The sequence below is a fragment of the Streptosporangium sp. NPDC048886 genome (genome assembly GCF_055586905.1).
In genome coordinates, this window is the sequence record NZ_JBVJHH010000008.1 from 227161 (window position 1) to 253250 (window position 26090).

Annotated in this window: 21 protein-coding genes; 6 read left to right on the forward strand and 15 right to left on the reverse strand. The window is 72.5% G+C overall.

The window, feature by feature from the left end:
- Nucleotides 1–30: 30 nt before the first annotated feature.
- Nucleotides 31–663: a thymidine kinase gene (locus tag ACZ6R6_RS12475; RefSeq protein ID WP_306867835.1), complete on the reverse strand. Its 633-nt coding sequence runs from the start codon at nucleotides 661–663 to the stop codon at nucleotides 31–33.
- Nucleotides 664–816: 153 nt separating this feature from the next.
- Between ACZ6R6_RS12475 and ACZ6R6_RS12480 the strand changes: the two genes are divergently transcribed.
- From ACZ6R6_RS12480 to ACZ6R6_RS12490, 3 genes are all read left to right on the forward strand, one after another.
- Nucleotides 817–1266, forward strand: a complete 450-nt coding sequence (locus tag ACZ6R6_RS12480; protein WP_306867837.1) for a hypothetical protein — start codon at nucleotides 817–819, stop codon at nucleotides 1264–1266.
- A 78-nt stretch (nucleotides 1267–1344) separates the two neighbouring features.
- Entirely contained in the window at nucleotides 1345–3372 is a 2028-nt protein-coding gene (locus tag ACZ6R6_RS12485; protein WP_470092711.1) for a hydantoinase/oxoprolinase family protein, read from the forward strand.
- Entirely contained in the window at nucleotides 3362–5209 is a 1848-nt protein-coding gene (locus ACZ6R6_RS12490; protein ID WP_470092713.1) for a hydantoinase B/oxoprolinase family protein, read from the forward strand. Before ACZ6R6_RS12485 ends, ACZ6R6_RS12490 begins: the two co-directional genes overlap by 11 nt.
- Nucleotides 5210–5305: 96 nt before the next feature.
- Here ACZ6R6_RS12490 and ACZ6R6_RS12495 read toward each other — a convergent pair whose 3' ends face one another.
- The 3 genes from ACZ6R6_RS12495 to ACZ6R6_RS12505 are packed head-to-tail and all read right to left on the reverse strand — an operon-like array spanning nucleotide 5306 to nucleotide 7584.
- Nucleotides 5306–6274, reverse strand: a complete 969-nt coding sequence (locus tag ACZ6R6_RS12495) for a hypothetical protein (RefSeq protein WP_470092714.1) — start codon at nucleotides 6272–6274, stop codon at nucleotides 5306–5308.
- A gap of 36 nt (nucleotides 6275–6310) precedes the next feature.
- Nucleotides 6311–7195 carry an ABC transporter ATP-binding protein gene (locus ACZ6R6_RS12500; RefSeq protein ID WP_470092716.1) on the reverse strand — a complete coding sequence of 295 codons (885 nt, stop codon included), beginning with the start codon at nucleotides 7193–7195 and terminating at the stop codon, nucleotides 6311–6313.
- Nucleotides 7192–7584, reverse strand: a complete 393-nt coding sequence (locus ACZ6R6_RS12505) for a GntR family transcriptional regulator (RefSeq protein ID WP_470092718.1) — start codon at nucleotides 7582–7584, stop codon at nucleotides 7192–7194. The genes ACZ6R6_RS12500 and ACZ6R6_RS12505 overlap by 4 nt, the downstream gene beginning before the upstream one ends.
- Before the next feature lie 335 nt (nucleotides 7585–7919).
- On the opposite strand from ACZ6R6_RS12505, the gene ACZ6R6_RS12510 reads away from it, so the two are divergent.
- On the forward strand, nucleotides 7920–9944 hold the full coding sequence (locus ACZ6R6_RS12510) for a hypothetical protein (RefSeq protein WP_470092720.1): 2025 nt from the start codon (nucleotides 7920–7922) through the stop codon (nucleotides 9942–9944).
- On the opposite strand, the gene ACZ6R6_RS12515 is transcribed toward ACZ6R6_RS12510, so the two are convergent.
- From ACZ6R6_RS12515 to ACZ6R6_RS12555, 9 genes are all read right to left on the reverse strand, one after another.
- Nucleotides 9931–11280 (reverse strand): hypothetical protein, encoded by a 1350-nt coding sequence (locus ACZ6R6_RS12515; RefSeq protein WP_470092722.1) that lies wholly within the window; start codon nucleotides 11278–11280, stop codon nucleotides 9931–9933. The two genes, ACZ6R6_RS12510 and ACZ6R6_RS12515, sit on opposite strands and share 14 nt — an antisense overlap.
- Before the next feature lie 23 nt (nucleotides 11281–11303).
- The gene (locus ACZ6R6_RS12520; RefSeq protein ID WP_470092724.1) at nucleotides 11304–12332 is read right to left on the reverse strand and encodes a LacI family DNA-binding transcriptional regulator; all 1029 of its coding nucleotides are present in this window, start codon (nucleotides 12330–12332) and stop codon (nucleotides 11304–11306) included.
- A complete protein-coding gene (locus ACZ6R6_RS12525; protein ID WP_470092726.1) occupies nucleotides 12333–14072 on the reverse strand; it encodes a glycoside hydrolase family 36 protein in 1740 nt (579 codons plus the stop codon). It abuts the gene before it with no gap.
- A 2-nt stretch (nucleotides 14073–14074) separates the two neighbouring features.
- Nucleotides 14075–14884 (reverse strand): carbohydrate ABC transporter permease, encoded by an 810-nt coding sequence (locus ACZ6R6_RS12530; protein ID WP_470092728.1) that lies wholly within the window; start codon nucleotides 14882–14884, stop codon nucleotides 14075–14077.
- Nucleotides 14881–15792, reverse strand: coding sequence for a carbohydrate ABC transporter permease (locus tag ACZ6R6_RS12535; RefSeq protein WP_470092730.1), 912 nt, complete (start codon nucleotides 15790–15792; stop codon nucleotides 14881–14883). Before ACZ6R6_RS12535 ends, ACZ6R6_RS12530 begins: the two co-directional genes overlap by 4 nt.
- Nucleotides 15789–17093: an ABC transporter substrate-binding protein gene (locus tag ACZ6R6_RS12540; RefSeq protein ID WP_470092732.1), complete on the reverse strand. Its 1305-nt coding sequence runs from the start codon at nucleotides 17091–17093 to the stop codon at nucleotides 15789–15791. Before ACZ6R6_RS12540 ends, ACZ6R6_RS12535 begins: the two co-directional genes overlap by 4 nt.
- Nucleotides 17094–17143: 50 nt before the next feature.
- Nucleotides 17144–18457 carry an aminotransferase class V-fold PLP-dependent enzyme gene (locus tag ACZ6R6_RS12545; RefSeq protein WP_470092734.1) on the reverse strand — a complete coding sequence of 438 codons (1314 nt, stop codon included), beginning with the start codon at nucleotides 18455–18457 and terminating at the stop codon, nucleotides 17144–17146.
- Between the two features lie 216 nt (nucleotides 18458–18673).
- Nucleotides 18674–20728, reverse strand: a complete 2055-nt coding sequence (locus ACZ6R6_RS12550; protein WP_470092736.1) for a prolyl oligopeptidase family serine peptidase — start codon at nucleotides 20726–20728, stop codon at nucleotides 18674–18676.
- 112 nt (nucleotides 20729–20840) lie between these two features.
- Nucleotides 20841–21422, reverse strand: coding sequence for a uridine kinase family protein (locus tag ACZ6R6_RS12555; RefSeq protein WP_470092737.1), 582 nt, complete (start codon nucleotides 21420–21422; stop codon nucleotides 20841–20843).
- A 277-nt stretch (nucleotides 21423–21699) separates the two neighbouring features.
- Here ACZ6R6_RS12555 and ACZ6R6_RS12560 point away from each other — a divergent pair, with 277 nt between their 5' ends.
- Nucleotides 21700–22857, forward strand: a complete 1158-nt coding sequence (locus ACZ6R6_RS12560) for a CaiB/BaiF CoA transferase family protein (RefSeq protein ID WP_470092739.1) — start codon at nucleotides 21700–21702, stop codon at nucleotides 22855–22857.
- Between the two features lie 40 nt (nucleotides 22858–22897).
- The gene (locus ACZ6R6_RS12565) at nucleotides 22898–24394 is read left to right on the forward strand and encodes a carboxyl transferase domain-containing protein (RefSeq protein WP_470092790.1); all 1497 of its coding nucleotides are present in this window, start codon (nucleotides 22898–22900) and stop codon (nucleotides 24392–24394) included.
- Here ACZ6R6_RS12565 and ACZ6R6_RS12570 read toward each other — a convergent pair.
- Together ACZ6R6_RS12570 and ACZ6R6_RS12575 are read right to left on the reverse strand one after the other, a co-directional pair.
- A complete protein-coding gene (locus tag ACZ6R6_RS12570; RefSeq protein ID WP_470092741.1) occupies nucleotides 24370–25587 on the reverse strand; it encodes a hypothetical protein in 1218 nt (405 codons plus the stop codon). The two genes, ACZ6R6_RS12565 and ACZ6R6_RS12570, sit on opposite strands and share 25 nt — an antisense overlap.
- Nucleotides 25584–26084, reverse strand: a complete 501-nt coding sequence (locus ACZ6R6_RS12575; protein WP_470092743.1) for a SigE family RNA polymerase sigma factor — start codon at nucleotides 26082–26084, stop codon at nucleotides 25584–25586. The genes ACZ6R6_RS12570 and ACZ6R6_RS12575 overlap by 4 nt, the downstream gene beginning before the upstream one ends.
- Nucleotides 26085–26090 lie beyond the last annotated feature (6 nt).

The window sequence follows — 26090 nt, forward strand, 5'->3', positions numbered from 1 at the left end:
CCCCGCGGGGACCCGGCCGGCAGGCCGGGCTCAGGAGTGGCCGAGGTCGCCCGCGCGGTAGTGGCGGCGGCAGAGGACCTGGTAGCGGATCGGGGCGTCACCGGTGTCCCCGATGATCACCTGCTCGCCGGTCCGCACCAGCTTGTCGCCGACCACGCGGGCGTTCAGCCGGCCGGGACGGCCGCACCAGCACAGCACCTCCACCTGGAGGCGGCTGATCTCGTCGGCCAGCTCGAACAGGCGCTGGGCGGCGGGGAACATCTGCGACCGGAAGTCCGCCGCCAGGCCGAAGGCGTAGACGTCGATGCCGAAGTCGTCGGTGAGGTCGGCGAGCTGCTCGATCTGGGCGACCGTGTAGAAGCACGCCTCGTCGCAGATCACGTAGTCGACGGGCTGCTGGTGGCCGCGGACCAGGGCCACCAGGTCGAGGTCGTCGACGACCTCGATGGCGTCACTGCCCAGCCCTATCCGGCTGGTGAGCTGAGGGCCGCCCGAGCGGTCGTGCTTGGTCAGCACCAGGCCGCGCCTGCCCTGACGGCCGTGGTTGTAGTTCATCTGCAGGGCCAGCGTGGACTTGCCGCAGTCCATCGGGCCGAAGTAGAAGCGCAGCACCCCGTCACGGGATTTGAGGGGGACGGCGGAGAGCGCGGACGATTCGGTCACGGGGGGTCAGCCTAGTGGGTCGGCCGGGAGCGTTTGGGCAGGCGGTGCGCTGGTAGGAATGGGGGACCTCGCGGTGACATAGCCTGGTCCGGCTTGGCTTGACTGCGAAAAGCATGGGAGATTCATTTTGCCTATCGGAAAGTGGGAGGGTCTGTGACGACCGCCAAAGCCTCTGCTCCACCTCTCAACAAGATCCCCGCGGCCACGTCCCCGGCGATGCCGTCCACGGCGGAGACCGCTGAGATACCCGTCGCGCTCGCGGCGATGATGACCGAGGACGAGGCCGTCGCCGCCCAGGCGGAGGCGGCCCGCTGGCGCTACGGGTTCTACGTCGTCGTCACGGGCCTGGTGGTCCTCCTGGTCGCCTTCGTGGTGATCGCGATGCGCAACGGCGAGTCCGCGGCCCCCTTCGCCGGCCTGGTCGGCGTCTCGGGTGCGATCATCGGCGCCTACTTCGGGGTCCAGGTCGGCCAGTCGGGCAAGGACCGGGTCGAGGCCGAGCTGCGCCGTACCAACGAGATGGCCATCCGGCTCGCCGCGAAGGTGCACGCGCACGACGCCGACGCGGTGATCGGCTCCACCATGGGTCCGCGCCGCCGCTAACAGTGCCCAAGGACGCGGCCCAGCTTCGGCAGGGTCCGCCGATTTGCCGCCTCCGCAGGACTGGGTAGACACGGGGGCATGCGTAGCGTCCGTATAGGGGTCGACACCGGGGGCACGTTCACCGACGTGGTCGCGGTGGACGAACAGACCGGTGAGATCACCACTACCAAGACTCCCTCCACACCCGCCAACCCCGCTGACGGGTTCATGGAGGGAGTGCGGAAGGTCCTGCGGAAGGCGGGCGTGGAGACCGTGTCGGCGGTCGTGCACGGCACCACCGTGGCCACCAACCAGCTCCTCGAAGACCGCATCACGGATCTGGGCCTCGTCACCACCGAGGGCTTCGAGTTCATCCTGGAGATCGCCAGGCAGAGCGTCCCCGACGGCTACGGCAACTCTTACTTCTGGGTGAAACCGCCCCGGATCGTCCCCGTGCACCGGGTCAAGACCGTCGGCGGACGTCTCGACCACACCGGCGCCGAGGTCCGCCCGTTCGACGAGGCGCAGGCCGTGGCCGTGGCCGGATGGTTCCGCGAGCGGGGGATCACCGCGATCGGCGTGTGCCTGCTGCACTCCTACGCCAACCCCGGACACGAGCTCCGCATGCGCGAGATCATCGAACGTGAGCATCCCGGCGCGGTCGTCTCGATCTCCAGCGACGTACTGCGCGAATACCGCGAGTACGAACGGTCGGTGACGACCCTGGTGGACGCCGCGGTCAAGCCGACCATGCGCCGCTACATCGCCAACCTCGCCGACCGGCTCGGCATGCCGTTCTCGGTGATGAAGAGCAACGGCGGCGTGCTGTCCGCCGCCGAGGTCGTGCACCAGCCGATCACGACCGTGCTGTCCGGACCGGCCGCGGGCGCGCTCGGCGCCGCGCTGGTCGCCTCCACCGCCGGGCACCCGTCGGTGATCACACTGGACGGCGGCGGCACCTCCACCGACGTCGCGGTGGTGATCGACGGGGAGCCCTCGCTGACCACCGAGGGCGGCATCGGCCGCTACCCGTGCAAGATCCCGATGATCGACATCGTGACCGTGGGGGCGGGCGGCGGGTCCGTCGCGTGGATCTCCCCGGAGGGCACCCTGAAGGTCGGCCCCAGGTCGGCCGGGGCGGACCCGGGCCCGCTCTGCTACGGGCGGGGCGGCACCGAGGTCACCGTCACCGACGCGCACGTCTTCCTCGGGCGGGTCCCCCCGCACCTGCTCGGCGGGGAGATCCCGCTCGACGCCGACGCGGCCCGGCAGGGGGTCGAGGCGCTGGCGGGCAAGATCGGGCTGAGCCCCGAGCGGACCGCGGCCGGCGTCCTGGAGATCAGCGCGTTCAACCAGTCCAACGCGATCCGCCAGATCACGGTCAAGCGCGGCCTGGACGTGCGCGACTTCCCGATGGTCGCCTTCGGAGGCTCGGGGCCGCTGCTGGTCTGCCGGCTCATCGACATCCTCGGCCTGCCGTCGGTGATCGTCCCGCCCGACCCCGGCAACGTGTCGGCGTTCGGCCTGCTCACCGTCGACGTCAAGAACGACTACGTGCGCACCTTCGTCACGCGAGAGCTCTCCCTCGACGCCGCCGCGGAGATCTTCGGCGACCTGGAGCAGCAGGCGGCCGAGGCCCTCGACCGCGAGGGGTTCGCCGCCGAGCGGCACGTCTACGCGCGCAGCGCCGACCTGCGCTACTACGGCCAGGCCTACGAGGTGCGGGTGCCCGCCCCCGCCGGGCCGCTGGACGAGACCTGGCGTGCGGAGGTGCTGGACCGTTTCCACCAGGCGCACCGAAGACTCTACGGATACGGCTACCGCGACGACCCCCGGCACGGCGTCGAGTGGGTCAACCTCCGCGTCTCCGGCATCGGCCCCATCACCCGCCCGGCCATCGGGCGCAGGCCGTACGGCGCCGCCGAGCCCCGGCCGGTGACGGCCCGCGAGGTCTTCTACGACGGGTGGGGGCCGGCGCCGATCCACCGCCGGGCCGACCTGGGCGCCGGATCGGTGGTCTCCGGCCCGGCGGTCATCGAGGAGTACGGCTCCACGCTGCCGGTGCACCCCGGCTTCACGGCCGCCATGGACGAGTTCGGGAATCTGGAGGTGCGCCGTGCGCGGTGAGCCGATGAGCGCCGACCCGGTGCTGGTGGAGATCGTGGAGGGCACGCTCGCGTCGGTGGAGAAGGAGGTCGAGACCGCCATCGCGCGCACGGCCCGCTCGCCGATGATCCGCGACGCGCACGACTTCCGGGCGGGCATCCACGACGTACGGCTGCGCAAGCTGACCGGCAGGTCCTACTCGGCCCTGGTCCAGCCCGTCGTCAGGGACTTCCCCGTGGACGGGATGAACCCCGGCGACGTGTTCTTCCACAACGACGTCTACCTGTCCGAGGGCGGCATCGGGCACCTGCCCGACCTGTGCGTGACGGTCCCGGTCTTCCACGACGGAGCCGTGGTCGCCTTCGTGCAGGCGTTCGGGCACCACGACGACATCGGCGGGGCGGTCCCCGGATCGATGCCCTCGCACGCGCGCAGCGTGTTCGAGGAGGGGCTGATGGTCCCGCCGATCAAGCTCTGGGACCGGGGCGTGCCCAATCGGGCGGCGCTCACGATCATGACCCGTAACTCGCGGATGCCCGACTCCCTCGCCGGCGACCTCGACGCCGAGTGCTCGGCCTGCCTGATGGGCGCGCGGCGGCTGGGGGAGCTGTTCGACCGCTACGGGCGCGAGGCGGTCGAGGCGTGCTTCGACGCGATCATCTCCAAGACCACCGAGACGTTCCGCAGGGAGCTGCTGGCCAGGATCCCCGAGGGCACGCACGTGTGGGAGGACTACGCCGAGCACGACGGCGTGGACGAGCCGCGCCTGCACACCCAGCGGATCACCCTCACCGTCGACCACGGCGCGCGGGTGCCGCTGGTCATCGACTTCACCGGCACGTCACCGCAGGCCAAGGGGCCGATCAACCACGCGGGCGACTACGCCGACGGGGTGTTCCTGAAGAAATGGCTCGCGCCGATCCTGCGCAACCTGGCCGAGACCCCGGAGCGGATGGCGGAGCTGGACGTCAACGAGGGCGTCGTCCCGCTCATCGAGATGCGCTTCCCGGAGAAGGGGACGCTGCTCACCCCGGTCTTCCCGGCCCCGACGAACGCCCGCACCTTCGTGATCCTGCGGCTGCTGGGGGTGCTGGCCGGGGTGCTGGCCAAGGCCACCGGCGGCCGGATGCCCGCCGACCAGGAGACCATCCGCTACACCGGCGTCTACGGCGACGACGCCGACGGCAGGCCGTACCTGATGAGAGAGGTGCTGGGCGGCGGCTCCGGCGGCCGATGGTACGCCGACGGCGAGGACACCATCCACGTCGTCCCCGACTCGCGCAACATACCGGTCGAGTTCGCCGAGTCCCGCTGGCCGTTCCGGGTCGAACGGCTCGGCCTGGCCCAGGACTCCGGCGGTCCCGGCCTCTACCGCGGCGGCCTCGGATACGACAAGCACCTGCGGATGCTGCGCGACGCCTCGTTCATGTCCATCGCCGACCGCTCGATCCTGTCCTGCTGGGGGGTGAACGGCGGGCGGGCCGGGCGGCCGTTCGTCGTGGAGATCGAGGGGCGGGAGATGGAGGGCCTGGTGGACGACTCGCCGGTCCGCGCCGGTGAGGTCATCCGGGTGCGCACCACCGGGGGCGGCGGCTGGGGCTCGCCGCTGGAGCGCGACCCCGCGCTGGTGGCCGCCGACGTCCGCGACGGCAAGGTCTCGGCCGAGGGGGCCCGTGACGACTACGGGGTCGTCCTGAGCGGCCCCCGCGACGACCTCCGGGTCGACGCCGAGGCCACCGCCCTGCGCCGCGCCGAGCTCCGGGCGCTCGTGCCGGACGGGGCCCCGTTCTTCGACCGGGGCCCCGGCTTCCCCTCGCTGTCGGGCGGCCTGCCGCACGCGGAGGTGGACTTCATGTGACGGACGGCCACGCCAGGCCGTCGACGCGGCCGGCGTGCTCCTCGCGTACGTCGGCGGCTCGGCGATTCGGCGGCTCGGCGGCTCGGCGGGGAGCCGTCAGTTCCGGCGGCGGAGGGTGCGGGTGACGGCGAGGCCGCCGACGGCGAGGGTGCCGGTGAGCAGGATGCCCGTCTCGGTCCACTGGAAGCGCCAGAAGCGACCGGTCGGGTGGTGATAGACGGCGATCCGGTAACCGGCGTCGATCAGGCACTCGTCCTTCAGCAGCTGGGCCCGTTCGGAACGGGCGTCCATCCCGGGGGGCGGCGGGCAGACGTCGGCCGGCGGGGCCGCCCCCTCCCGGCCTGACGGGTCGACCCACGCCTCGCGGACCAGTTCGGCGCCGCTGTCGTAGATCGCCAGGCGGTTGCCGGTGACGGTCCGCACCGGCTCGGCGTAGGAGTCGCGGGAGAAGAAGACGGCCGGGACGGCCAGCGAGACCACCGCGACGGTGACCGCCATCGCGGCGACGGTGCGGCGCAACAGCGTCCCGGCGGCGGCGCCCAGGACGAACGCGAACAGCCACCACGCCGCCGGGACGACCCCGGTGATGGTGAACGTCCCGGGCTCCATCGACTTGTCGCCGATCACGCCGCGGAAGATCGGCAGCCACAGGCTGACCATCGCCGACAGGAGCAGGGCGGCGAGCGCGGCCAGGCCGCCGAGCACACCGAGCTTGACCGCCAGCCAGCGTCCGGCCGGCACGGACTGGGTCCAGGCGAGCGCGTTGGTGCCGCGCTCGAACTCGGCCGCCAGCAGCGGTGCGCCCCAGAACGCGCCGATCAGCGCGGATCCGAAGAACGGCAGCAGGCCGAAGACCAGGAAGACGGGGCTGTAGTAGTCCTGGTAGAGCGTCGTGTTCACCTCCGAGCAGGCCGCCGCCGGGCCGGGGCAGCCGGGCGGGGCGTGCCCGGCGATGTGGGCGGAGGCCCGCAGTCCGGAGACCAGCAGCAGGACTCCCAGGACGAGCAGCAGCGCGCCGGTCGCCAGGATCTGCGCGCGGTGCTGTCGCCAGGTCAGCCAGAGCAAGAGGGGTTCCTTCCGATTCGTGCGGGGCCGGACGGGTCAGCGTGCCGGAGCCAGGGCAGGGCGGGGGAGCGCGGCGAGGTCGGGGGCGCGCAGGTAGGCCAGGACCGTCTCCTCCAGGTTCACCGGGCGGGCGCTCCAGCGCGGGTCGGGCAGCGGCCCGGTGTCGCGGACGAGGAGGGTGGCCTGCCGCCCGGTGCCGCCCCGCGAGATCACCGGCAGCCGGGCGGCGAGCGCGTCGGCGGTCCCGGCGGGTCCGGTCAGCAGGCGGTGCCCGGCGACCAGGTCGTCGATGTCGCCGCTGACCTGGACCCGGCCCCCGTTGACCACGATCAGCCAGTCGCAGATGCCCTCCAGTTCGGAGACGACGTGCGAGGACAGCAGTACGGTCAGCCCCGTCTCCGCCACCGCCGCCATCAGGCTCCGCATCACCTCGTCGCGGGCCAGCGGGTCGAGGTCGGCCAGCGGCTCGTCCAGCACCAGCAGGTCGGGGCGCTTGGCCAGCGCGACGGTCAGCGCCACCTGGGTCCGCTGGCCACCCGAGAGCCGGCCGACCCTGCGCTCCAGCGGGATGCCCAGCTCCGCCAGCCGCCGCCGGGCCGAGGCCTCGTCCCAGCGGGGGTTGAGCCCGCGCCCGAACCTCAGCATCTCCTCCACCCGGAACCCGGGGTAGAGCGGCTTGTTCTGGGCCATGAACGCGACCCGTTCCATGTGCTCGCGGGCCGGGCCGCCGAAGATCCGCACCTCTCCCGCGGTCGGGGTGAGCATGCCCACGGCCAGATGGAGCAGGGTTGTCTTGCCCGCGCCGTTGGGCCCGGCCAGCGCGGCGACCCGGCCGGGCGGCACCGTCACCGAACAGTCGCGCAGCGCCCAGGTCCGCCGGTAGCGCATGCCCAGGCCGGTGGCCTCCAGCGCCGCCCTCATGCGATCTCCTCTCGGAAGGTGTCGGTCAGGACCGTGGCGACCAGTGCCCGCAGGTCCTCCTGGTCCAGGCCGGCCTGGAGGCCGTTGCGCACCCACTGGACCAGCTCCGCGCGCAGCCGCGCGCGGTCGTTCGTGGACGCCGCGCCCAGCGACCGCTCCACGAACGTGCCCAACCCCGGCCGCCCGACGACCAGCCCCTCCCGCTCCAGCTCCCGGTAGGCCTTCAGCACCGTGTTCGGGTTGATCGCGAGCTGGGCCACGACCTCCTTGGCCGTCGGCAGCCGGTCACCGGGCCGCAGCAGGCCGAGCCGGAGCGCGTGCCGGACCTGGTGGACGAGCTGGAGGTAGGTCGCCACCCCCGACCCCCGGTCGAGGCGGAATTCGATCACCGTCGACACCTTTCACTATTTGATTAGTGAAATGTTTAAGGAGGGTGATGACGGAAGTCAAGTCCTGGCGTCCCTTGACGTCCCCTGACGTCACCGAGCGGGGCGGTCCGCCGGCGGCACGCCATCCGTGATCACCCCGGTACGGCACGGCCGGAGTGAGTCCGACGCGCACGACTCGGTCCCCGCCCGGCGGGGGACGCGCGGAGAGCTTCAACGCCGCCGGCCATCCGGGAGAGGTGGCGTTTCAGATCGTTTTTTCACCCCCTCCATTGACGAGCGCCCCGTCCTGGGGTCTGCTGCGGCTAGATCATGTCGAGGTTCGAGGAGGGAGGCGCATGCGCCTGCGCACGATGGTGGCGGCTTTCGCGCTGGCCGTGACGTCGACGGCCGCACCGGCCTGGGCCGGTCCCGCCCCCGGACTCGTGGCCCCGCCGCCGCCGTCCGCGGGCGGCTGCGATCCCGTCGCCGGCCCGGAGTGCCTGCTGCCCTTCCCCAACGACTGGTTCACCGAGGCCGCGCGTACCCACACCGGAGTGCGGGTGACGCTCTCGGCCGAGGCCATGCCCCGCAACGCGGCGGGCACCCCGATCGACCCGGCCCAGTGGAACGGCGCCGACGGGTTCTCCCCGGGCTCCATGCTCCTGGCCCATGTGCCCGGCCTCGACCTGGCCAAGACCGGCGCCGCGCCCGTCACCGACATCGGGTGGTCCCTGCGCAACGACGCCCCCATCGTGATCGTCGACACCAGGACCGGGGAGAGCTGGCCGTACTGGGCGGAGCTCGACGCGGGCGCCGCCGACCCCGCCCGGCAGGCGCTGATCGTCAGGCCGGCGAAGAACTTCCGCGAGGGCCACCGCTACGCCGTCGCCCTGCGCCGGCTGAAGGACGCCGCGGGCCAGGAGCTGCCGGTCCCGCAGACCTTCGCCAGGCTCCTCGGCGAGGAACTGCCCGCCGGCGACCCGCTCGCCGCGCGGCAGCACGCGCTCCACCGGACGCTCGCCGACCTCGCCAGGGCCGGGGTGGACACCGAGGGACTCCACCTGGCCTGGGACTTCACCGTGGCCAGTGAGCGGGGCATCGCCGGTCCCGTGCTGACGATGCGCGACCAGGCGCTACGCGGGCTCAGGGGCCGCTCACCGAAGTTCACGGTCTCCTCCGTCACCGACCTCACCCCCGAGCAGGACCCCTCGATCGCCCGCGAGGTCACCGGGGAGATCCTGGTCCCCAACTATCTCGACAGGCCGGGCGGCCCGCCGGGCTCGAACCTCAACCGGGGGCCCGACGGCCTGCCGCGCCCGCTCGGTGACACGGTGAAGGCCCAGTACCAGTGCGAGATCCCGCGCTCGGCCCTCCGGCGGCCCGCGCATCCCGCGCTGTACGGCCACGGCCTGCTCGGCAAGGCCACCGAGGTGCGCGCCCGCAACGTGCGGGCGATGGCCGGCGAGCACGGCTTCGTCTTCTGCGCCACCAAGTGGATCGGCATGTCCGACGAGGACGTCCAGCACGTGGCGGGCGTGTTCGGAGACTTATCCCGGTTCGGCACGGTCACCGACCGGCTCCAGCAGAGCCTGCTGAACTTCGTCCTCCTCGGCCGGGCGATGCTCACCCGGGACGGTTTCGCCGCTCACGCCGCCTTCCAGGACGGGCGGGGCAGATCGCTGATCGACCGGCGGGCCGATCTCGCCTACGACGGCAACAGCCAGGGCGCCATCGCGGGCGGCGCGCTGGTCGCCGTCTCGCCCGACGTGCGCAACGCCGTGCTCGGCGTGCCGGGGATGAACTACAGCACGCTGCTCAACCGCAGCGTGGACTTCCAGCCGTTCCAGCGGCTGATGGACGGCGCCTATCCCGACAGGCTGACCCAGCAGGTCTGCTTCGCGCTGATGCAGATGCTCTGGGATCGCGCCGAGACCGACGGCTACGCCCAGCATCTGGCCGACGACCCCCTGCCCGGCTCGCCCCGCCACCGCGTGCTGCTGCACGTCGCCTTCGGCGACCACCAGGTCTCCACGGTGACGGCCGAGGTGGAGGCGCGCACGGTCGGGGCGCGGGTCCGCCAGCCCGCCGTCGCCGCCGGCCGGAGCCCCGACCTGGCGCCCTACTGGGGGATCAGGTCCATGCCCCGCAGGCCGTACGCCGGCTCGGCCATGGTGGTCTGGGACAGCGGCGCCCCGGCGACCCCGGCGGCCAACCTCCCGCCGCTCGGCCCGCAGTACGGTCGCGATCCCCACGAGGACCCGCGCAACGACCCGCGGGCCCGCGTGCAGAAGGCCCACTTCCTCCGCGACGGCCTGGTGGTCGACGTCTGCGGCGACGCCCCCTGTACGGCGGGCCCGGCCGAGGCCACTAGCTCGCGGTGACCGTGCGGCCCGGAGGGACGTGCTGGACACGGGTGCGGCCGCCGGGGAGGTGAGCCGTCCAGCGGCAGGAGACGTGGGAGGACAGGTTGGTGAGGGTGCTGGCGTGCCGGTCGTGCCGGACGGCGAGGTGCCCGTCGCCGAGCGGGATGCCGCTCACCTCCAGCCAGTCGATGTCCTCCGGCAGGTGGGAACGGGTGGTGACGGCGCCGTCGGGGGCGTCGGGGCGGACCCCGAGCAGGCCCTCGACCACCTGCCCGACCAGGGTGAACGGCACCTCGGGGTAGTCGCCGTTCAGCCCGCCGGCCACGTGCGGCCGGTCGCGTACGGCGAAGATCTCCCGCATCCACTTCCAGGCGGTGCCGTCGCGGCCGTGGCGGAAGAACGTGTCGGGCAGGTAGGTGAGCGCCTCGACGTTCTCCGGCCGGCCGGGGCCGGACGCCTGGGCGTCGACGAAGTCGAGGTAGTCGTCGTTGCGCGGGCCGTCGTCGACGATGCCCTTGAGCGGCATGAACCAGCTGTTCTCCCGGCCCCAGCCGGTCATCGCCCGCCCGTCCACCGTGTAGGCCCTGACCATCTCGGCGCCGGCGCCCCGGCCGCTCCAGGTCTCGTTGAAATACCGTTTGAGCTCGGCGGCCCGCCGCTCGAAGGCGGCACCGTCCGCGCCCCCGGCCCGCGACAGCGCGGCCATCGCCAGATACGCCTGGTACTGAGCGGCGATCCCGTCCCCCGATTCGGCCAGCGGCTCGCCGCTCAGCTCGTTGTAGCTGGCGGCACCCTGGAAGATGCCGCCGCCCGTGCCGCGCGCGACGGGCCCTCCGGCACCGTGCAGGGTGACGAACTCCCCTGTCGCGTGCCGGTAGAAGTCCCGCAGCACGGGGTCGTCCACGTAGGCCGGGTCGCCGGTCCAGCGGTGGCCGAGCTCGGCCCGCTCGACCAGCTCGAACACGGCGGGAACCTCCCGGACGAAGTCATCGGGGCCCCGGTAGTCGATGGCCAGGTAGGAGCCGTCGAAGTTGAACGCCCACACCGGGTAGTAGCCGTGCTCCGGCGTCGCCGAGGCGGCGAAGCGGCGCAACATCGTCAGGTTGGCCTCGGCCAGGCCGAGCAGGTGGGCGCCGGCGAACTGGTGGGCGAAGTCACGGGAGTAGAAGCCGCTGCGGTGGGCGTATCCGGCCCAGTAGGACGGCAGGTAGACACCTTCGCCCGTGCCGGACGGCTGCCGTTCGTCGACGTTCAGCGGCCCGAGTGAGCCGCCGGGATGCGCCCAGCGCAGCGCCCGCTCCCGCGCCCACTCGAACATCGTCACGATCTCCGGGCACGACGAACTGATTTCCATAGGTGTTCCGATCTCGGGGAGGACTACCCACCTGAGCTGGCCCGGACCACGAGCTCGCCGGGGAGCAGGAGGCCGGCCTGAGGGGTGACGCCGTCCTCGACGGTCTTCAGGAGGCGGTTGACGAGCGCGCCGGCGATCTGGCGCAGCGGCAGCCGTACGGTGGTCAGGGCGGGTTGCAGGAACGCGGTGACCGGAAGGTCGTTGAAACCGGCCACGGCCAGGTCGGCGCCGATGCTGAGACCCTCGGCCCGGGCGGCGGCGTAGACGCCCAGCGCGAGCCAGTCGCCGGCGGCGACCACGGCCGTCGGCCTGACGCGCCCGCCCAGGAGCTCGCGTGTCGCCGCGACGATCTCGCCGGGGTCGTCGCCGGGCGCCGAGATCTCCTGGCCGCGCAGACCGTGGCGGCGCATGCCCGCCTGGAAGCCGTCGCGGCGGTGGTCCATCCAGGGCAGCCTGGAGGAGGAGGCGAGGAAGGCGATCCTGCGGTGCCCGGCCGCGGCCAGCAGGCCGACCAGGTCGATCATGGCCTGGACGGTGTCGACGTCCACCCAGTTCTGCGGGTGTTCGGACGCGGTCCTGCCGAAGGCCGCGAACGGGAAGCCCCGGCCGGCCAGATAGGCCACGCGGGGATCGTCGTGCAGCACGTCGGAGAGCAGGAACCCGTCCACGGTCCTGGCCGCGATCAGCTCCTCCAGGGCCCGGGTCTGGTCCTGTCCCGGGTGCGGCCGGACCAGCAGGATGTGATAGCCGGCCTCGCCCGCGGCCGCGACGATCGCCTCCAGGAAACCCCCCATGAGCGGGTTGGGGTTGGTGGGGTCGTCCTCGGGGGTGGGGTAGGCGATGATCCGCCGGGTGCCCGAGCGCAGGCTGCGCGCGGACTGGTCGGGCCGGTAGCCGAGCTCCTCGATGAGCGCGGTGACCCGCTCCAGGGTCTCGGCCTTCAGCCGGTAGGGCGCGTTGAGCGCGTTGGAGACGGTCTGACGGGACACACCGGCCGCGCGGGCGACATCCTCGATCGTGACGCCGCGTCCACGGGGCCGGTGCGTCTCCATCTATTCCTCCTCGGTACGGCGGCGCAGCCTCAGCAGTCCGCCCGTCGGCACGGTGACCAGGTTCGCTCCGGCGTCCAGGCGCAGCGTGGCGGCCGACAGCGGCCTTCCGCCGCAGTCGTGCACGGTCGCCTCCAGGCTCTCCGCCTCCGTGCCGAGCAGCACCACGCGAGAGTCCGGGGCGGCGTTGGCGACCAGGAGCTCACGCCAGCCGGAGGCGGGGATCTCCACCGGCAGCGGCCCGTAGCGGGCGATGACCATGGTCTGATCATCGTAGGCCCGCACGAGGGGGTAGCCGTGCTCGGGCTGAGCCGGCTCCAGCACGCCGAGCTGGAGCGTCTCCAGGTGCCGCCGGAAGATCCCCAGCCAGAACCCGACGGCGGCGAGCTGCTCGGGGGTCTGGGCGGTGAGGTCCACGGAGATCTGCGGTACCGAGAACAGCGCGTTGATCAGGTGGACCGCGACCTGTTCGGCGGGCTCGGACGGGTGCCACAGGATCATGTCGGAGTGCACGGCGACGGGACCGGCGGTCAGCCGCAGGTCCACGGTCCGCTGCCGGTTCTCCTGCGGGCTGAGCGGGCAGTCGACGGCCCGGACCATGTTCGCGTACGGCCACAGACCCGGGTGCGTGTACGGCTGGCGGTGCTCGATCAGCACCTCGGGCCGGGTACGGCGCAGCCGCGTGTCCAACTCGTGCAGCAGGCGCCGCACACCCTCGTCCACCTCCTCGCAGTCGGCCCCCTCGCCGGGGGCGGGGTCGCCGCCCGGCGTCGCGAACCGGTCCACGAAGTCGATCTTCAGGCCGTCCATGCCCCACTTCTCGACCGCCTGGGAGAGCCGGTCGACGAGGAACTCGCGGACGTCGGGGTGACGCGGGTCGATCACCCCGGCGTCCATGTGGTCGAGGTAGCGCAGGAACTTGCCCTCGAAGCGCTCGAACGCGGCGTTCTCCTTGCCGACGAACGGGATGGCGTACCAGAGCATGTAGGCCTGGCCGATGTCCTGCACCCGCTTCACGTGAGCGGAAATATCAGGGAAAGCCGCCGAGTTCGGCTCCCAGTCGCCGCAGAAAGCGTAACCCCGCGCCCGGTCGGCGGTCTGCCAGCCGTCGTCCACGATGATCGTCTCGCAGCCCAGCTCCTTCGAGAGCCGCGACTGGAGTTCCACCGACTCCTCGCTGACCTCCTGGTGCATGCTGTACCAGGTCGAGTACGCCGGCAGCCGGGCCGCGCGCGGCGTCCGCGGCAGCTCCCGGCCCTCGCCCCACCAGGCCGCCACCCCGGCCAGCGCCGCCGAGAACAGTCGGTCGGACAGGTCCAGCCGCAGCCGGAACGCCGGACCCTCGTGCTCGATCGTGAACACGAACTCGCCGGTCTCCTCGATCAGCCCGCCGCTGAAGCGGGACAGGCCCGCCGACCCGTCGAGCGCCGCGGTGCACACGTTCGCGTCGCCCGCGCCGACCAGGGAGACCACCGGCGCGCCGACGGCCAGCCGGGACGTCTTCGACCCGCTCCAGATCGGCGGTACCCACCGGGGACCGCTGTCCGGCGTCCAGAACGCGGTCGTCGAGACGCACGGCACGCGCCACTGCGCCCCCGTCGCGCCCGGCGCGTCGATCACCCAGACTCCGTCGGTGGCCTGCGTGACCGCGATGTCGCGAGCTCCGGAGATCTCCACGTTCAGCCCCCCGACGGGGACCTGGGCGGAGTCGCCGGAGAGGGCGTGTGGCAGCCACAACTGCATGTCTATCCCTTCGTGGCCCCGGCCAGCAGGCCGGAGATGAACTGTCGCTGAAAGAACAGGAAGAGCACCATCACCGGCAGCGTGGAGAGGGCGCTCGCCAGCAGGACCTGGCCGAAATCGGTTTCGGACAAGCCGTTCAGGGTGGCCATCGCCACCGGCAGGGTGTGCATCTCCGGGCTGCGCAGCGCGATCAGCGGCCAGACGAACTCGTTCCATGACCACAGGAAGAGGAAGATCGTCAGAGCTGCGATCACCGGCCGCATCACCGGGACCACAACGCGCCAGATGATCCGCAGCTCGCCCGCGCCGTCCACCCGGGCCGCGTCGAGCAGTTCGTCCGGCAGCCCGCTCATCGCCTGCCGCATCAGGAAGATGCCGAACGGCACGGTCAGGCCCGGCAGGACGAGCGCTGCGTAGCTGTCGAGGAGCCCGAAATCGAGCATCATCTCGAAGAGCGGGATCAGCCGCACCTGGCTGGGGATGACAAGCGAGCTCAGCAGCAACACGAACAGGATGTTCTTGCCGCGGAAGTGGAACTTGGCGAAGGCGTAGCCGGCGAGGACCGAGACGACCAGACCGCCGACGGTCTGCGTGGACGCGACAACGGCCGAGTTGAGCGCCACTTTGGTCAGCCCGATGGACTCCTCCAGGCCCGCCAGGTTGTCCCAGAGATGGTCGCCGGGCCAGAATTTCGGCGGCCAGGTGAAGATGTCCTTGTCATCGTGGGTGGCGGCCATCGCCAGCCAGTAGAAGGGGCCGGCGCAGAGTCCGAAGGCCACGGCCAGCGCGAAGGTGAGCGCCCAACGTTTCATCGGCGCTCTCCCGCCAGCTTGGCCTGGATCAGGCCCAGTACGATGACCAGCAGCGCCAGCACGTAGGCGATGGCCGAGGCGTAGCCGAAGTCGAAATACTTGAAGGCGTTCTCGTAGAGGTACATGGTGACCGTGATGGTGGCGTTGTCCGGGCCGCCGTTGGTGAGGACATAGGGCTCGTCGAAGAGCTGGAGCGTGTCGATCGTGCAGAGCACCATGGTGAGCAGGATGATCGGCCGCAGTTGCGGCACGGTGATCCTGCGGAACCTGGTGACCGGTCCCGCGCCGTCCACCATGGCCGCCTCGTAGAGCTCTTTGGGAATGCCCTGCAGGCCCGCCAGGTAGATGACGGCGTAGTAGCCGACGTAGTGCCAGTTCAGCGCGATCACGATGCCGATCCGGGCCCAGACCGGGCTGCCCAGCCAGTCGATCCTGTCGATGCCGACGAAGGAGAGCAGCCAGTTGAGCAGGCCGCCGTCCCTGTTCAGGATCACCGAGAACATCACGCCGTAGGCGACCAGGCCGGTGAGTGAGGGAACGAAGACTCCGAGCCGCCACACCGCCCGGGCCTTGACCAGGCGCGAGTTCAGACCCAGGGAGAGCAGCAGGGCCAGGCTCAGCATCAGCGGGAGCTGCACGACCAGGATCAGCGCCGTGTTGCGGAGCGCGGTCCAGAACACCGGGTCGTGCATCAGCCGTGCGTAGTTGTCCAGGCCGGCGAAAGTCCGCTCCGAACCCGTGGTCAGGCTGATCCAAGCCGACTTGGCGATCGGGTAGGCCTTGAAGATCAGGAAGCCGAGCAGCGCGGGCATGAGGAGCAGGTAAGGGAGCGTACGACGGTCGATCAGCGTCCGGCGCGGCTTCCCCTGGGGCCGCGCCGGAGCCGACCTGTCAAGCAGGAGCGTCATGCTTTCTGCCGTCCGGTCTGCTGGGCGAGCAGGGCGGCGGCCTCCTTGAGCGCCGTGGCCGGGTCGGCGCCCTTGATCAGCACCTTCGTCTGCGCGTCGGAGGCGACCTTCAGAGCCTTGGCGTAGTCACCGGTGAAGTTGGTGGCGCCCGCGCCCTGACCGAGGACGTCGACGAAGGTCTTGAGCACCGGCTGGTCGCCGTAGTACGGCCATGCCTCGGTGTAGACGGGGGCGCTGTGCGCGGCGGTGAGCGCAGGGAACACTCCGCCCGCCTTGAACATCTTGTTCATGGAGTCGGGCTTGGTCAGCGCGTACTCCACGAACTTCCACGCGGCGTCTTTGTTCTTGCTGGACTCTGCCACCGACAGGTAGGTGGAGTTGACGATCACGGACTGGCTGCCGCCCGCCGTGATCGCGGGGGGCGCGATGAGCCGCCACTTGCCCTTCTGGTCGGGGAACTTGGTGGCCAGGTAGTTCGCGGCCCAGGCGGGGAAGGGCGCGATGGCGAACTTGCCCTCACTCATGATCCGCTTCCAGGTGCCCTCGCCCGCGGTGTCCTCGACCAGTCCGGCGTCGTTCAGCTGCTTGATGATCGTCATGGCCTGTACGGCCTGCGGGGAGTCGAGGGTGACCTTGCCCTCGAGGTCGAAGTAGAACGCGCCCTGGAGCTGCATGAGGTTCTGGAACAGGTCCAGGTCGGGGGTGGTGCCGGGCTTGTTCAGGCCGGTCAGGGCGATTCCGGTGGCGGCCTTGACCTTCTTGCCCGCCTCGATCATGTCAGCCCAGGTCTTGAGTGACTCGGGGTCGACTCCGGCCTTTTCGAAGTAGTCGGTTCGGTAGAACATGCCGAGCGGGTTGACCTCCCAGGGCATCGCGTAGACGCCGCCGTCCTTGCCCGTGACCGTCGGCCACAGACCCTTGGAGAAGGCGTCCTTGTGCTTGTCGGCGCCGAGCTTGTTGAGGTCGGCGAGACCGCCCGGAAATTTCTCCATGTATCCGGGCAGGTAGTCGACGCCGATGTGCAGCACGTCCGCCAAGCCCTTGCCGCCCGCCGCCAGACCCACTGTGATCTTGTCCCAGATCGCCGGGTTGCCGACGTCCTGGACGTCAACCTTGATACCCGGGTTGTCCCGCTCGAAGTCGGGAACCACGCCGCGCAGCGCCTCGGCCGCGGTGGTCCAGCTCCAGATGGTGATCTTCGTCGGCCCTCCGGAGGACGACTTCTCCTCGGCGCCGCACGCTGCGGCGCCGAGGACGACGGCTCCGGCCACGGCCAGCCGCATCAGGTGGCGGCGGCTCATGGAGATACCGGAAAGCTTGGAAGCCGGCGTGGGATTCCCCGGTGACATGGTCATTTCGCTGTTCCTTTCAGGGGGGTGAGTGCCGTACTGGACGGCGGCGGGGGCTCAGAGGCGCGTGCCGCGCGAAGGGCGGAGGCCAGGCGCCGGGTGGTCTCGTGGGGCGTGGTGGCGTGCGGGGACAGGCGGATCCAGCCGCCGCGCAGGGTGGTGACGAGCCCGGCTCCGGCCAGTGCCGCGTGCGCGGCCGCGGGCTCGAGGCCGGGGAGGCGGAAGCAGCCGATGCCGCCGCGCTCGGCGGCGTCCAGGTCGTCCAGCAGGATCTGCGCCCCGGCGCCGCGGGCGGTGTCGAGCAGGGCGCCCAGGGTCTCGGCGACCCGGCGGCCGATCTCCGCGACCCCCACGCCCAGGACCAGGTCGATCGCGGCGCCGAGCGCGGCCACGGCGGGGTAGTCCGGGTTGGTCAGCGTATGGGCGATCGCCCCACGCAGCGGCGGGCGGGGATGCGCGGCCGTCCCGCCCGCGTGGGCCGCCCCGTCCCCGCCGGCCGGGCCGTGCCCGGGACCGTCGGGGGAGGCGAGAGCACGGGCCGGGCTGTCCGGGACGGGGACGTCCTCGCCGGTGCCGAACGGGTCCTGGACCCCGGACCAGCCGCCGAGGCCGGGGACGAGCCGGCCGTCCACCCGGTCGCGGACCAGGAGCAGGGCCGCCCCCCAGCCGGCGCGCAGCCACTTCTGGCCGCCGCAGACCAGCAGATCGGCCGCGTCGACCTCGATCGGGACGGCGCCCAGACCCTGGATCGCGTCCACGACCAGCACCCGGTCCGGGCCGAGGAGCTCCTTCAGCGCGCCCAGCGGGGCGCGGTAGCCGGTGAGGGCGTCCACGGCGCTGATCGAGAGCGCCCGCACGTCGCCGTCCAGGTGCGCGGCGACGACGTCCGGGGTGATCCGGGGCGAGTCGATCCAGCGCACCCGGAGCCCGCCGCGCTCCTCGAACCGCAGCCAGGGGTAGACGTTCGAGGGGAACTCCCCCCGGGGGACGAGCACGACGCCCGCGCCCCCGCCGGAGCCGCGGTCCGGAGACGGGGCCTGGAGGGCCGCGGCGGCCGCGAACAGGCCGTGGCTGGTGGAGGAGACGAAGGCCACCTCGTGTTCGGCGGCGCGCAGCAGCCGCGCCGCGTCGGCCCGCGTCCGGGCCGCCTGCAGTTCCAACTCGGCCAGCGCGATGGACGAGTCACCCCGGAGGAGCCGGGCCGCCTCGATGAGCGTCGTGGTGACGTCGTGCGAGGTGGGCCCGATTCTGGCGAAGTCGAGGTAGCCCGGAGGCTCGCTGAACCTGGCCAGGTAACTGTCTATTTGAACGTTCATATTCAGCGCTGACGGCACTGCGGAAGCCTCCGGCGGCTTGAAGGGGTGGATGTGTTGAACGTTCATATCACCCAAAAGGGGACGTCGTGGAGCAAGATTTGATAACGGAGCGCGAGCCCTGCGACGGGTTCCGTGTCGGGGCGACGCCGCCGTCCGCACCGTGGCCGTGATCACGGCCACGGTGCGGACGGCGGTCTGTTTCCCCGGCACGGCTCCTCAGCGGGGGAGGTTGCGGCGGAGGAAGTCGAGTTCGATCGCCATCAGGTTCTCCGCGACACCGTCGGGGGTCATGTGGCTGACGCCGGGGAGCAGGAGCGTGGAGTGCGGCCGCCCGGCCCTGGTCAGGGCCTCCGACAGGCGCAGGGTGTGCAGCGGGTAGACGTTGTCGTCGGCCAGGCCGTGGATGAGCAGCAGCGGTCGTTCGAGTCCGGGGGCGTCGGCGATCAGCGAGTCGCCGTCGTATCCGGAGGGGTTCTCGTCGGGCAGGCCGAGGTAGCGCTCGGTGTAGGCGGTGTCGTACCAGCGGAAGTCGGTGGGCGGGGCGCCCGCGCAGGCGGCGTGGAAGACGTCGGGACGCCGGAGCACGGCGAGCGCCGCGAAGTAGCCGCCGTAGGACCAGCCGCGCACGCCGACCCTGGACAGGTCGAGGTCCGGATGCTTGCCCGCGAGCTCACGCAGCCCCGCGACCTGGTCCTCCAGCGCCACCTGCGAGAAGCGCCGGAAGATCGCCCGGCCGAAGGAGGCCGACACGTTCGGCGTGCCCCGGTTGTCGATCGTCACGACCGCGAACCCCTGGTCGGCCCACCACTGCTTGCGGATCCACCGGCCGGGTTCGGCGGCGATCGCCTGGTAGCCGGGGCCGCCGTACACGTCGAGGAGGACCGGCAGTCTCTCACCGGGTATGTGCCCGCTCGGATAGAGCACCGCGGAGGGCAGGCGATGCTCGGTCACCCGGTCCAGGATCGGCCGCGGCCGGTACGGCGACGCCGCCGACAGATCGCGGATCTCCACGGCGGAGCCGGGGGCGATACCCCCGGGGTACACGACCCGGCGGATGCGGGAGGTCTCCAGCGAGCCGCTGGTGAGGACCACGGTCGAGCCGCCGGTCAGGGCGCTGTGCACGCCGGGCCCGTGGGTGATCCTGGCCGGCGTGCCGTCCGCCGTGAGGCGGTAGACGTGCTGCTCGGCGGGGTCCGCCTCGCTGCCCTCGAACAGCAGGTCGTCGCCGAGGGAGCCCACGACGCGTCGCACGTACAGCGACGGGGGGGTGACCACGGTGCCGTCGACGGCCAGGGCCTGGGTGTCGTGCGCCTCGACCGTGGTCAGCACCCGGCCGTCGGCCAGGAGGGAGGGGGTGCCGGGCACGGCCTCGATCCACAGCGGGTCGGCGAACTCCGCCAGGGAGGAGGTCGTGGCGGTGGCGAGGTTGATCGCCAGGAGCAGCCCGTTCTGCTGGAGCCGGTCCAGCACGGTGATCGTCGGGCGGTCCTGCTCGCTCCAGTCCACCGCCGACAGGTACGGGTACCTGGTGTCGTTCCACAGGATCTGCCGGCGTGTGCCGTCCAGGCCGAGCAGGTGCAGTTCGACGGCCGCGTTCGGCCCGCCCGCCTGCGGGTAGGCGGGCTCCGGCGTCGCCTGCTCGGGCCGCGTGGGGTCGGCCAGGCGGCGGCGCGGCACCCGGGTCTCGTCCACCCGGGTGGCCAGGAGCGCCGAGCCGTCGGGCGCCCACCAGTGGCCCCGGTGCCTGCCGAGCTCCTCGGCGGCGGCGAACTCCGCGACGCCCCAGGTGACGTGGGACTCGCCGGCGATCAGGCGGTTGCCGCCGTTCTCATGGACGTAGAGCCGCCCGCCCGTCACGTAGGCGATCCTGTCTCCGGACGGCCGGGGGTCGAAGGCGGGCCCGGCCACCGGGATCTCCTCGACGGCGGCGGTGGCGACGTCCACCCGGAACAGCCGGCCGCCCAGCGCGTACACGGCGACGGCGCCGTCGGCGGCGTAGGAGCCGATGCCCGGCGCCCACAGGCGCAGCCGCTCGCGCAGGGCCCGCTCCTCGGGCGGCAGGGTGTGCGGACCCTCGCCCGGTCCGGCCAGCGGCCGCTCCACGCCGGTGGCGACGTCGAGCGCCCACAGCCGCTCGACGGGGTCCTCGGGGCCGTCGGAGCGCAGGAACAGCACCTGCGAGCCGTCGGAGGAGACGGTCAGGGCCCGGGGGGAGCCGTAGGTGAACCGCCCGGTGGCGGCGAAACGCGCGAGGAGTGCGTCAGAAAGCATGTAATGTGAAATATCACACTACATTCTGGATGGCGAGGGTTCCGCGCCGCCCTCGTGGAGATGCCCTGGTCCCGCACGTCGGGGGAGCGCGGCCGGAGCACGACGGGTCGGCTCAGGACGGCCGGATCCTGACGAACTCGCCGGGGACCGCGGCCCCGTCGAGGAGGAAGTCGGCGCGGGAGCGGGTGCCGTCGGCGGCGAACCACTCCTCCTCGGCGCGCATCCACTCGCGCCACTGCGGCGCGTAGGAGGCGCCGTCCCTGGCCAGGGCGCGGGCCAGCCGCAGCTCGGCGGGCGCCTCCACCCAGACGGTGAAGGCGGCCGGGGCCGTGCGCCGGGCGGTGCTCACCCCTTCGAGGAGCAGCACCGGCGCGACGGGCACGTCCACCCAGTCGGTGAACGTGCCGGCGGCCCAGTCGTAGCGCCGGTAGCCGCCCGGCCGCCCGGCCGCCAGCGGGCCGAGCACCTGCTCCTCGACCTGCCTGAACCAGGTCACGGGCGGCTCGTCCCACGGCACGGGGAAGTCGTCGCTGTGGATCACCTGGGCGCCCAGCGCCCGCGCCAGCCGCCCGGCGAAGGTCGTCTTGCCCGACCCGCCCGGTCCGTCCACCGCCACGACGCGGACCGGCCCGCAGGACGGCGGCAGTCCCCGGACCGCTCCGGCGAGGTCCTCGAAGGAGACGATTGAAGCCACCCGCCCATGGTGGCAGCTCCCGGCGGAAGAGGGGGAAAGCGGTCGGACGGGGTAGGTCCCGGGTAGGTCCCCGTTCCGCCGGACGGACGCCGGCGGGCCCGCTCCGCCGACGGCGGGACGGGCTGGAGGTGGAGGGCCCCGCCTGGGAGGATCTTCGTGTGCCGGACCTGACGCGGGAGCGGCACGGGCCGCCTGGCAGGCCGGCGTCAGGCTTCAGGGAGAATGCCCTTCCCGCTCCGATTCGACTAGGCTCGGCGACCACCACAGGAGGTTGATCTTGCACGGATCACTCGGCGACATCGTCGTTCTCGACCTCTCCCGCGCGCTGGCGGGACCGCACGCCGCGCAGATGCTCGGCGACCTGGGCGCCCGCGTGATCAAGGTGGAGCATCCCGGCGGGGGCGACGAGTCCCGGGGCTGGGGGCCGCCGTTCGCCGGTCCCGACGGCGACATCTCCACCTACTTCCTCGCGGCCAACCGCAACAAGCAGTCGATCACCGTGGACCTCAAGTCCGCCGAGGGCAAGGCTCTGATCGAGCGTCTGGTACGGCAGAGCGACGTGCTGATCGAGAACTTCCGCACCGGCGTCCTCGACCGGCTGGGCTTCCCCGTCGAGCGGTTGCACGCGCTCAACCCGCGCCTGGTCGTCCTGTCGATCACCGGGTTCGGCCACGACGGCCCCGAGGGCGGCCGGCCGGGCTACGACCAGATCGCCCAGGGCGAGGCCGGCCTGATGAGCCTCACCGGGCCGTCCGCCGAGGAGCCCTACCGCGTGGGCGCCTCGATCGCCGACCTGCTCGCCGGCATCCACGGCGCCTACGGCGTGGTCGCCGCCCTCTACGAGCGCGGGCGGACCGGCCGGGGCAAGGTCGTGCGGACCTCGCTGCTGGCCGCCGTGACCGGCGTGCACTCCTACCACGGCACGGCCTGGACCGTCGGCGGCCAGGTGCCCAGGGCCAACGGCAACCACCACGCCTCCATCGCCCCCTACGGCGCCTTCCGCTGCGCCGACGGCATGATCCAGATCGCGGTGGCCAACGACACGCAGTGGCGGAAGGTGGCCACCCTGTTGGACATCGATCCCGATATCCCGAAATATGCGATAAACAGGGAGAGATTTGCGCACCGGGACGAGCTGATCGCCGACATGGAGCAGGTGCTCGCCAAGCACGACCGCGCCCACTGGCTGGCCGCGCTCGGCGAGATCGGCGTGCCCGCCGGCGCGATCAGGTCCATCGACGAGGTCTACGCCTGGGAGCAGACCCGCTCCCAGGGGCTGCTCGTCGAGGTCGACCACCCCGTGCTGGGCGCCATCGAGCTGCCCGGCCCGCCGCTCCGCTTCGACGGCGAGCCCGCCGTCCGCCACGGCGCCCCGCCCGCGCTGGGCCAGCACAACGACGAGATCCTCGCCTGGCTGGAGGAACGTGAAGGATGAGAGCCTGCCCCACGCGGATCCCGCCGTGCGGGGGCAGGGGATGAGCCGCACCCGGCCCGACGCCCGCACCCTCATCGACACCGTCCTCGACCCGGGGACGTGGCGGTCGTGGGACGAGACGCCCGCCGATCCGGCCGAGCCCGGATCGGACTACGCCGAGGAGTTGGCCAAGGCCCGGGCCAGGACCGGGTACGACGAGTCGGTGATCTCCGGGGAGGGCCTGCTCGACGGCCGCCGGGTCGCGGTCATCGCCTGCGAGTTCTCCTTCCTGGCCGGGTCGATCGGGGTGGCCGCCGCCGAGCGGCTCACCGCCGCGATCGAGCGGGCCACGGCCGAGCGGCTCCCGCTGCTGGCCGCCCCGGCCTCCGGAGGCACCCGGATGCAGGAGGGCGCGCTGGCCTTCGTCCAGATGGTGAAGATCACCGCCGCGGTGGTCGCGCACCGCACCGCCGGCCTGCCGTACGTCGTCTATCTCCGCCACCCCACCACCGGCGGGGTCTTCGCCTCCTGGGGCTCGCTGGGGCACGTCACCGCCGCCGAGCCGGGCGCGCTGATCGGGTTCCTGGGACCGCGGGTGTTCGAGTCGCTGCACGGCTACCCGTTCCCAGAGGGCGTGCAGGTCTCCGAGAACCTCTTCGCCCACGGCCTGGTCGACGCGGTCGTCTCCGCCGAGGACGCCCGGCGCGTGGCGATCCGCGCGCTGGCCGTGCTGTGCGCCCCGCGTGAGGAGCTGGAGAGCGGGCCCGAGCCGGACGGGCACGTCCAGCCGACCGAGGCGTGGGACGCGATCAGCCGCTCGCGCCGGGACGACCGTCCCGGCGTTCGGGCGCTGCTCAAGCTCGGGGCCTCCGACGTCACCCCGCTCAACGGCACCGGCGAGGGCGAGAACGACCCCGGCCTGCTCCTCGCCCTGGCCCGCTTCGGCGCGGCCCCCGCCGTCGTGCTCGGCCAGGACCGCAGCCGCCAGCGGGTGGTGGCCCCCCTCGGCCCGGCCGGGCTCCGGGTCGCGCGGCGGGGCATGCACCTGGCCGCCGAACTGGGCCTGCCGCTGGTCACCGTGATCGACACCTCCGGGGCCGCGCTGTCCAAGGCGGCCGAGGAGGGCGGCCTGGCCGCTGAGATCGCCCGGTCCGTGGCCGACCTGATGGTGCTCGACGCCCCGACCGTCTGCCTGCTGCTCGGAGAGGGGGCCGGCGGCGGCGCCCTCGCGCTGCTGCCGGCCGACCGGGTGCTCTGCGCCCAGCACGCCTGGCTGTCCCCGCTGCCGCCGGAGGGGGCCTCCGCGCTGCTGTACCGGAGTGTGGACTTCGCGCCGGAGATCGCCGCCGCGCAGGGCGTGAAATCCACCGACCTGCGTCGCGACGGCATCGTGGACCGGATCATCCCGGAGCTCCCCGACGCCGCCTACGAGCCCGAGGCGTTCTGCCGCCGGGTGGCCGGCGCCCTCGAATACGAGATCACCGGCCTGCTGAGGCGGGCCCCCGCGGACCGCCTCACCGCCCGCCTGGCCCGCTACCGGCGGCTCGGGGTGGGCTGAGACGCCGGCGGTCTACGGGGGTGGCGGGCTCCCCGCGCGGGCACCTCGTGCCGCCAGAGCTCGTCGCCGCCGGTGTCGAAGCCGACGTATACGGCGCCGTCCCGATTCGGGTCGGCCCCGGCGGGCAGTTCACCGCCGAACAGGCGGACGCCCTGTCCGGGGAAGGCGTCGACCGTGTCGGCCGACACCCGGCCGCCGCCGCGGAGCCGCAGCTCGACCCGGGCCGTCCCCGTACCGGTGTAGCCGTACCAGCGACCGGCCACGGCCTGCCCGGGACCGGCCCAGGCGGTGACCGGCTCCCTCCTCCGCTCCTGGCCGGCGCCCAAGGTCGTGCGGGAGTCGCCGCCGGTGAGTCCCGCCTGCCCGCCGCCGTGCCAGAACACCAGGCAGTTGCCGGCGTGGAGGTGGGCGCTGATCCCGCCGGGCAGGGGGACACCCGCACCGGCGGGCTCGCGGTCCTTGTGGCAGGCCGGTGTGATGACGTCGTCCAGCCGCTGGAGCGGCTTCCCGCGCCCGTCGGCGAAGGTGTAGCTGACGGAGGGGGGAGTGCCGAGGGAGTCGCCGGGGAAGCGGACGGTCCAGACGGGCAACGGCATGCCCCGGCCGCGGATCACGGTGCCGGGGAAGCTCCGGCCGCCGACGGCCGCCCTGACCGCGTGGACGGACTCCTTGGCCGCGCCGAAGACGGCGACCTCGGCCGGGAAGGGGACGCCGCCGGTCCGGCCGCCGACCCTCCCGGCCTCCTCGCCGTCCCACTGCTCGACGGGCGTGCAGCCGGCCATGGTGCCGCCCGTGTCCGTGACCTGTTGCGCCCCGCAGAACCGCAGCGGACCGGCCTGCGCCCCGCGGCTGTACCAGGCCCGGATCGGGACGTCCGGGAAGTCCGGGTGCGGGATCGTGAGCACCTCTCCGATGGGCGGATAGTCCCGCAACGCCTTCTCCAACGACTGCTCGGGACCGTGGACGGAGACCATGCTCGTGTTCTCGCCCTCCCCCGCCGGCGGAGCGACGGCGGACCAGGCCAGTGCGGCCACCGCGGTCACGGCGGCCGCCACGGGGACCAGGACGGCCCAGCGGCGCCGCCGTACCCGGGAACCGCGGGCCTGGACCCTCGTGTAGGCGTCGGGGGCGGCGGTGTAGGCGCCGGCGCGGGCGTCGAGCGCGGCGCGCAGGCGCTCTTCGAGATCGTTCATGAATCCTCCCGGAGAGTCCTGCCCAGGGCGGACAGGCCCCGGCTCGTGTGAGTCTTGACGGAGCCGGGGGAGACGCCCATCGCGTCGGCGATCTCCCGCTCCGACAGGTCCAGCCAGTAGCGCAGGACCAGGGCCTCGCGCTGGCGGCGGGGGAGGCGGTCGAGGGCGGCCAGGAGCTCCCGGTGCTCCTCGGCGGCGATGACCACGTGCTCGCTGCTGGGCGCGGCCGGCGGCGGGGCGAGCGGGCGCAGCCGTACCAGCCGCAGGTGGCGCAGCCGGTTGCGGGTCATGTTGCACACGGTGGAGCGCACGTAGGCGACGGCCGCGCCGTCGTCGCGCAGCCGTGACCACCGCGCGTGGAGGCGGGCGAACGCCTCCTGGGCTATGTCCTCCGGGTCGTCGGCGCCGAGCAGTCCGGCCAGCCGCACCATCGACAGATGGTGCGCCGCGAACAGCTCGGCGAACGAGGGAGGCGCTGCTGTGGAGAGGACGGTCACACTGTC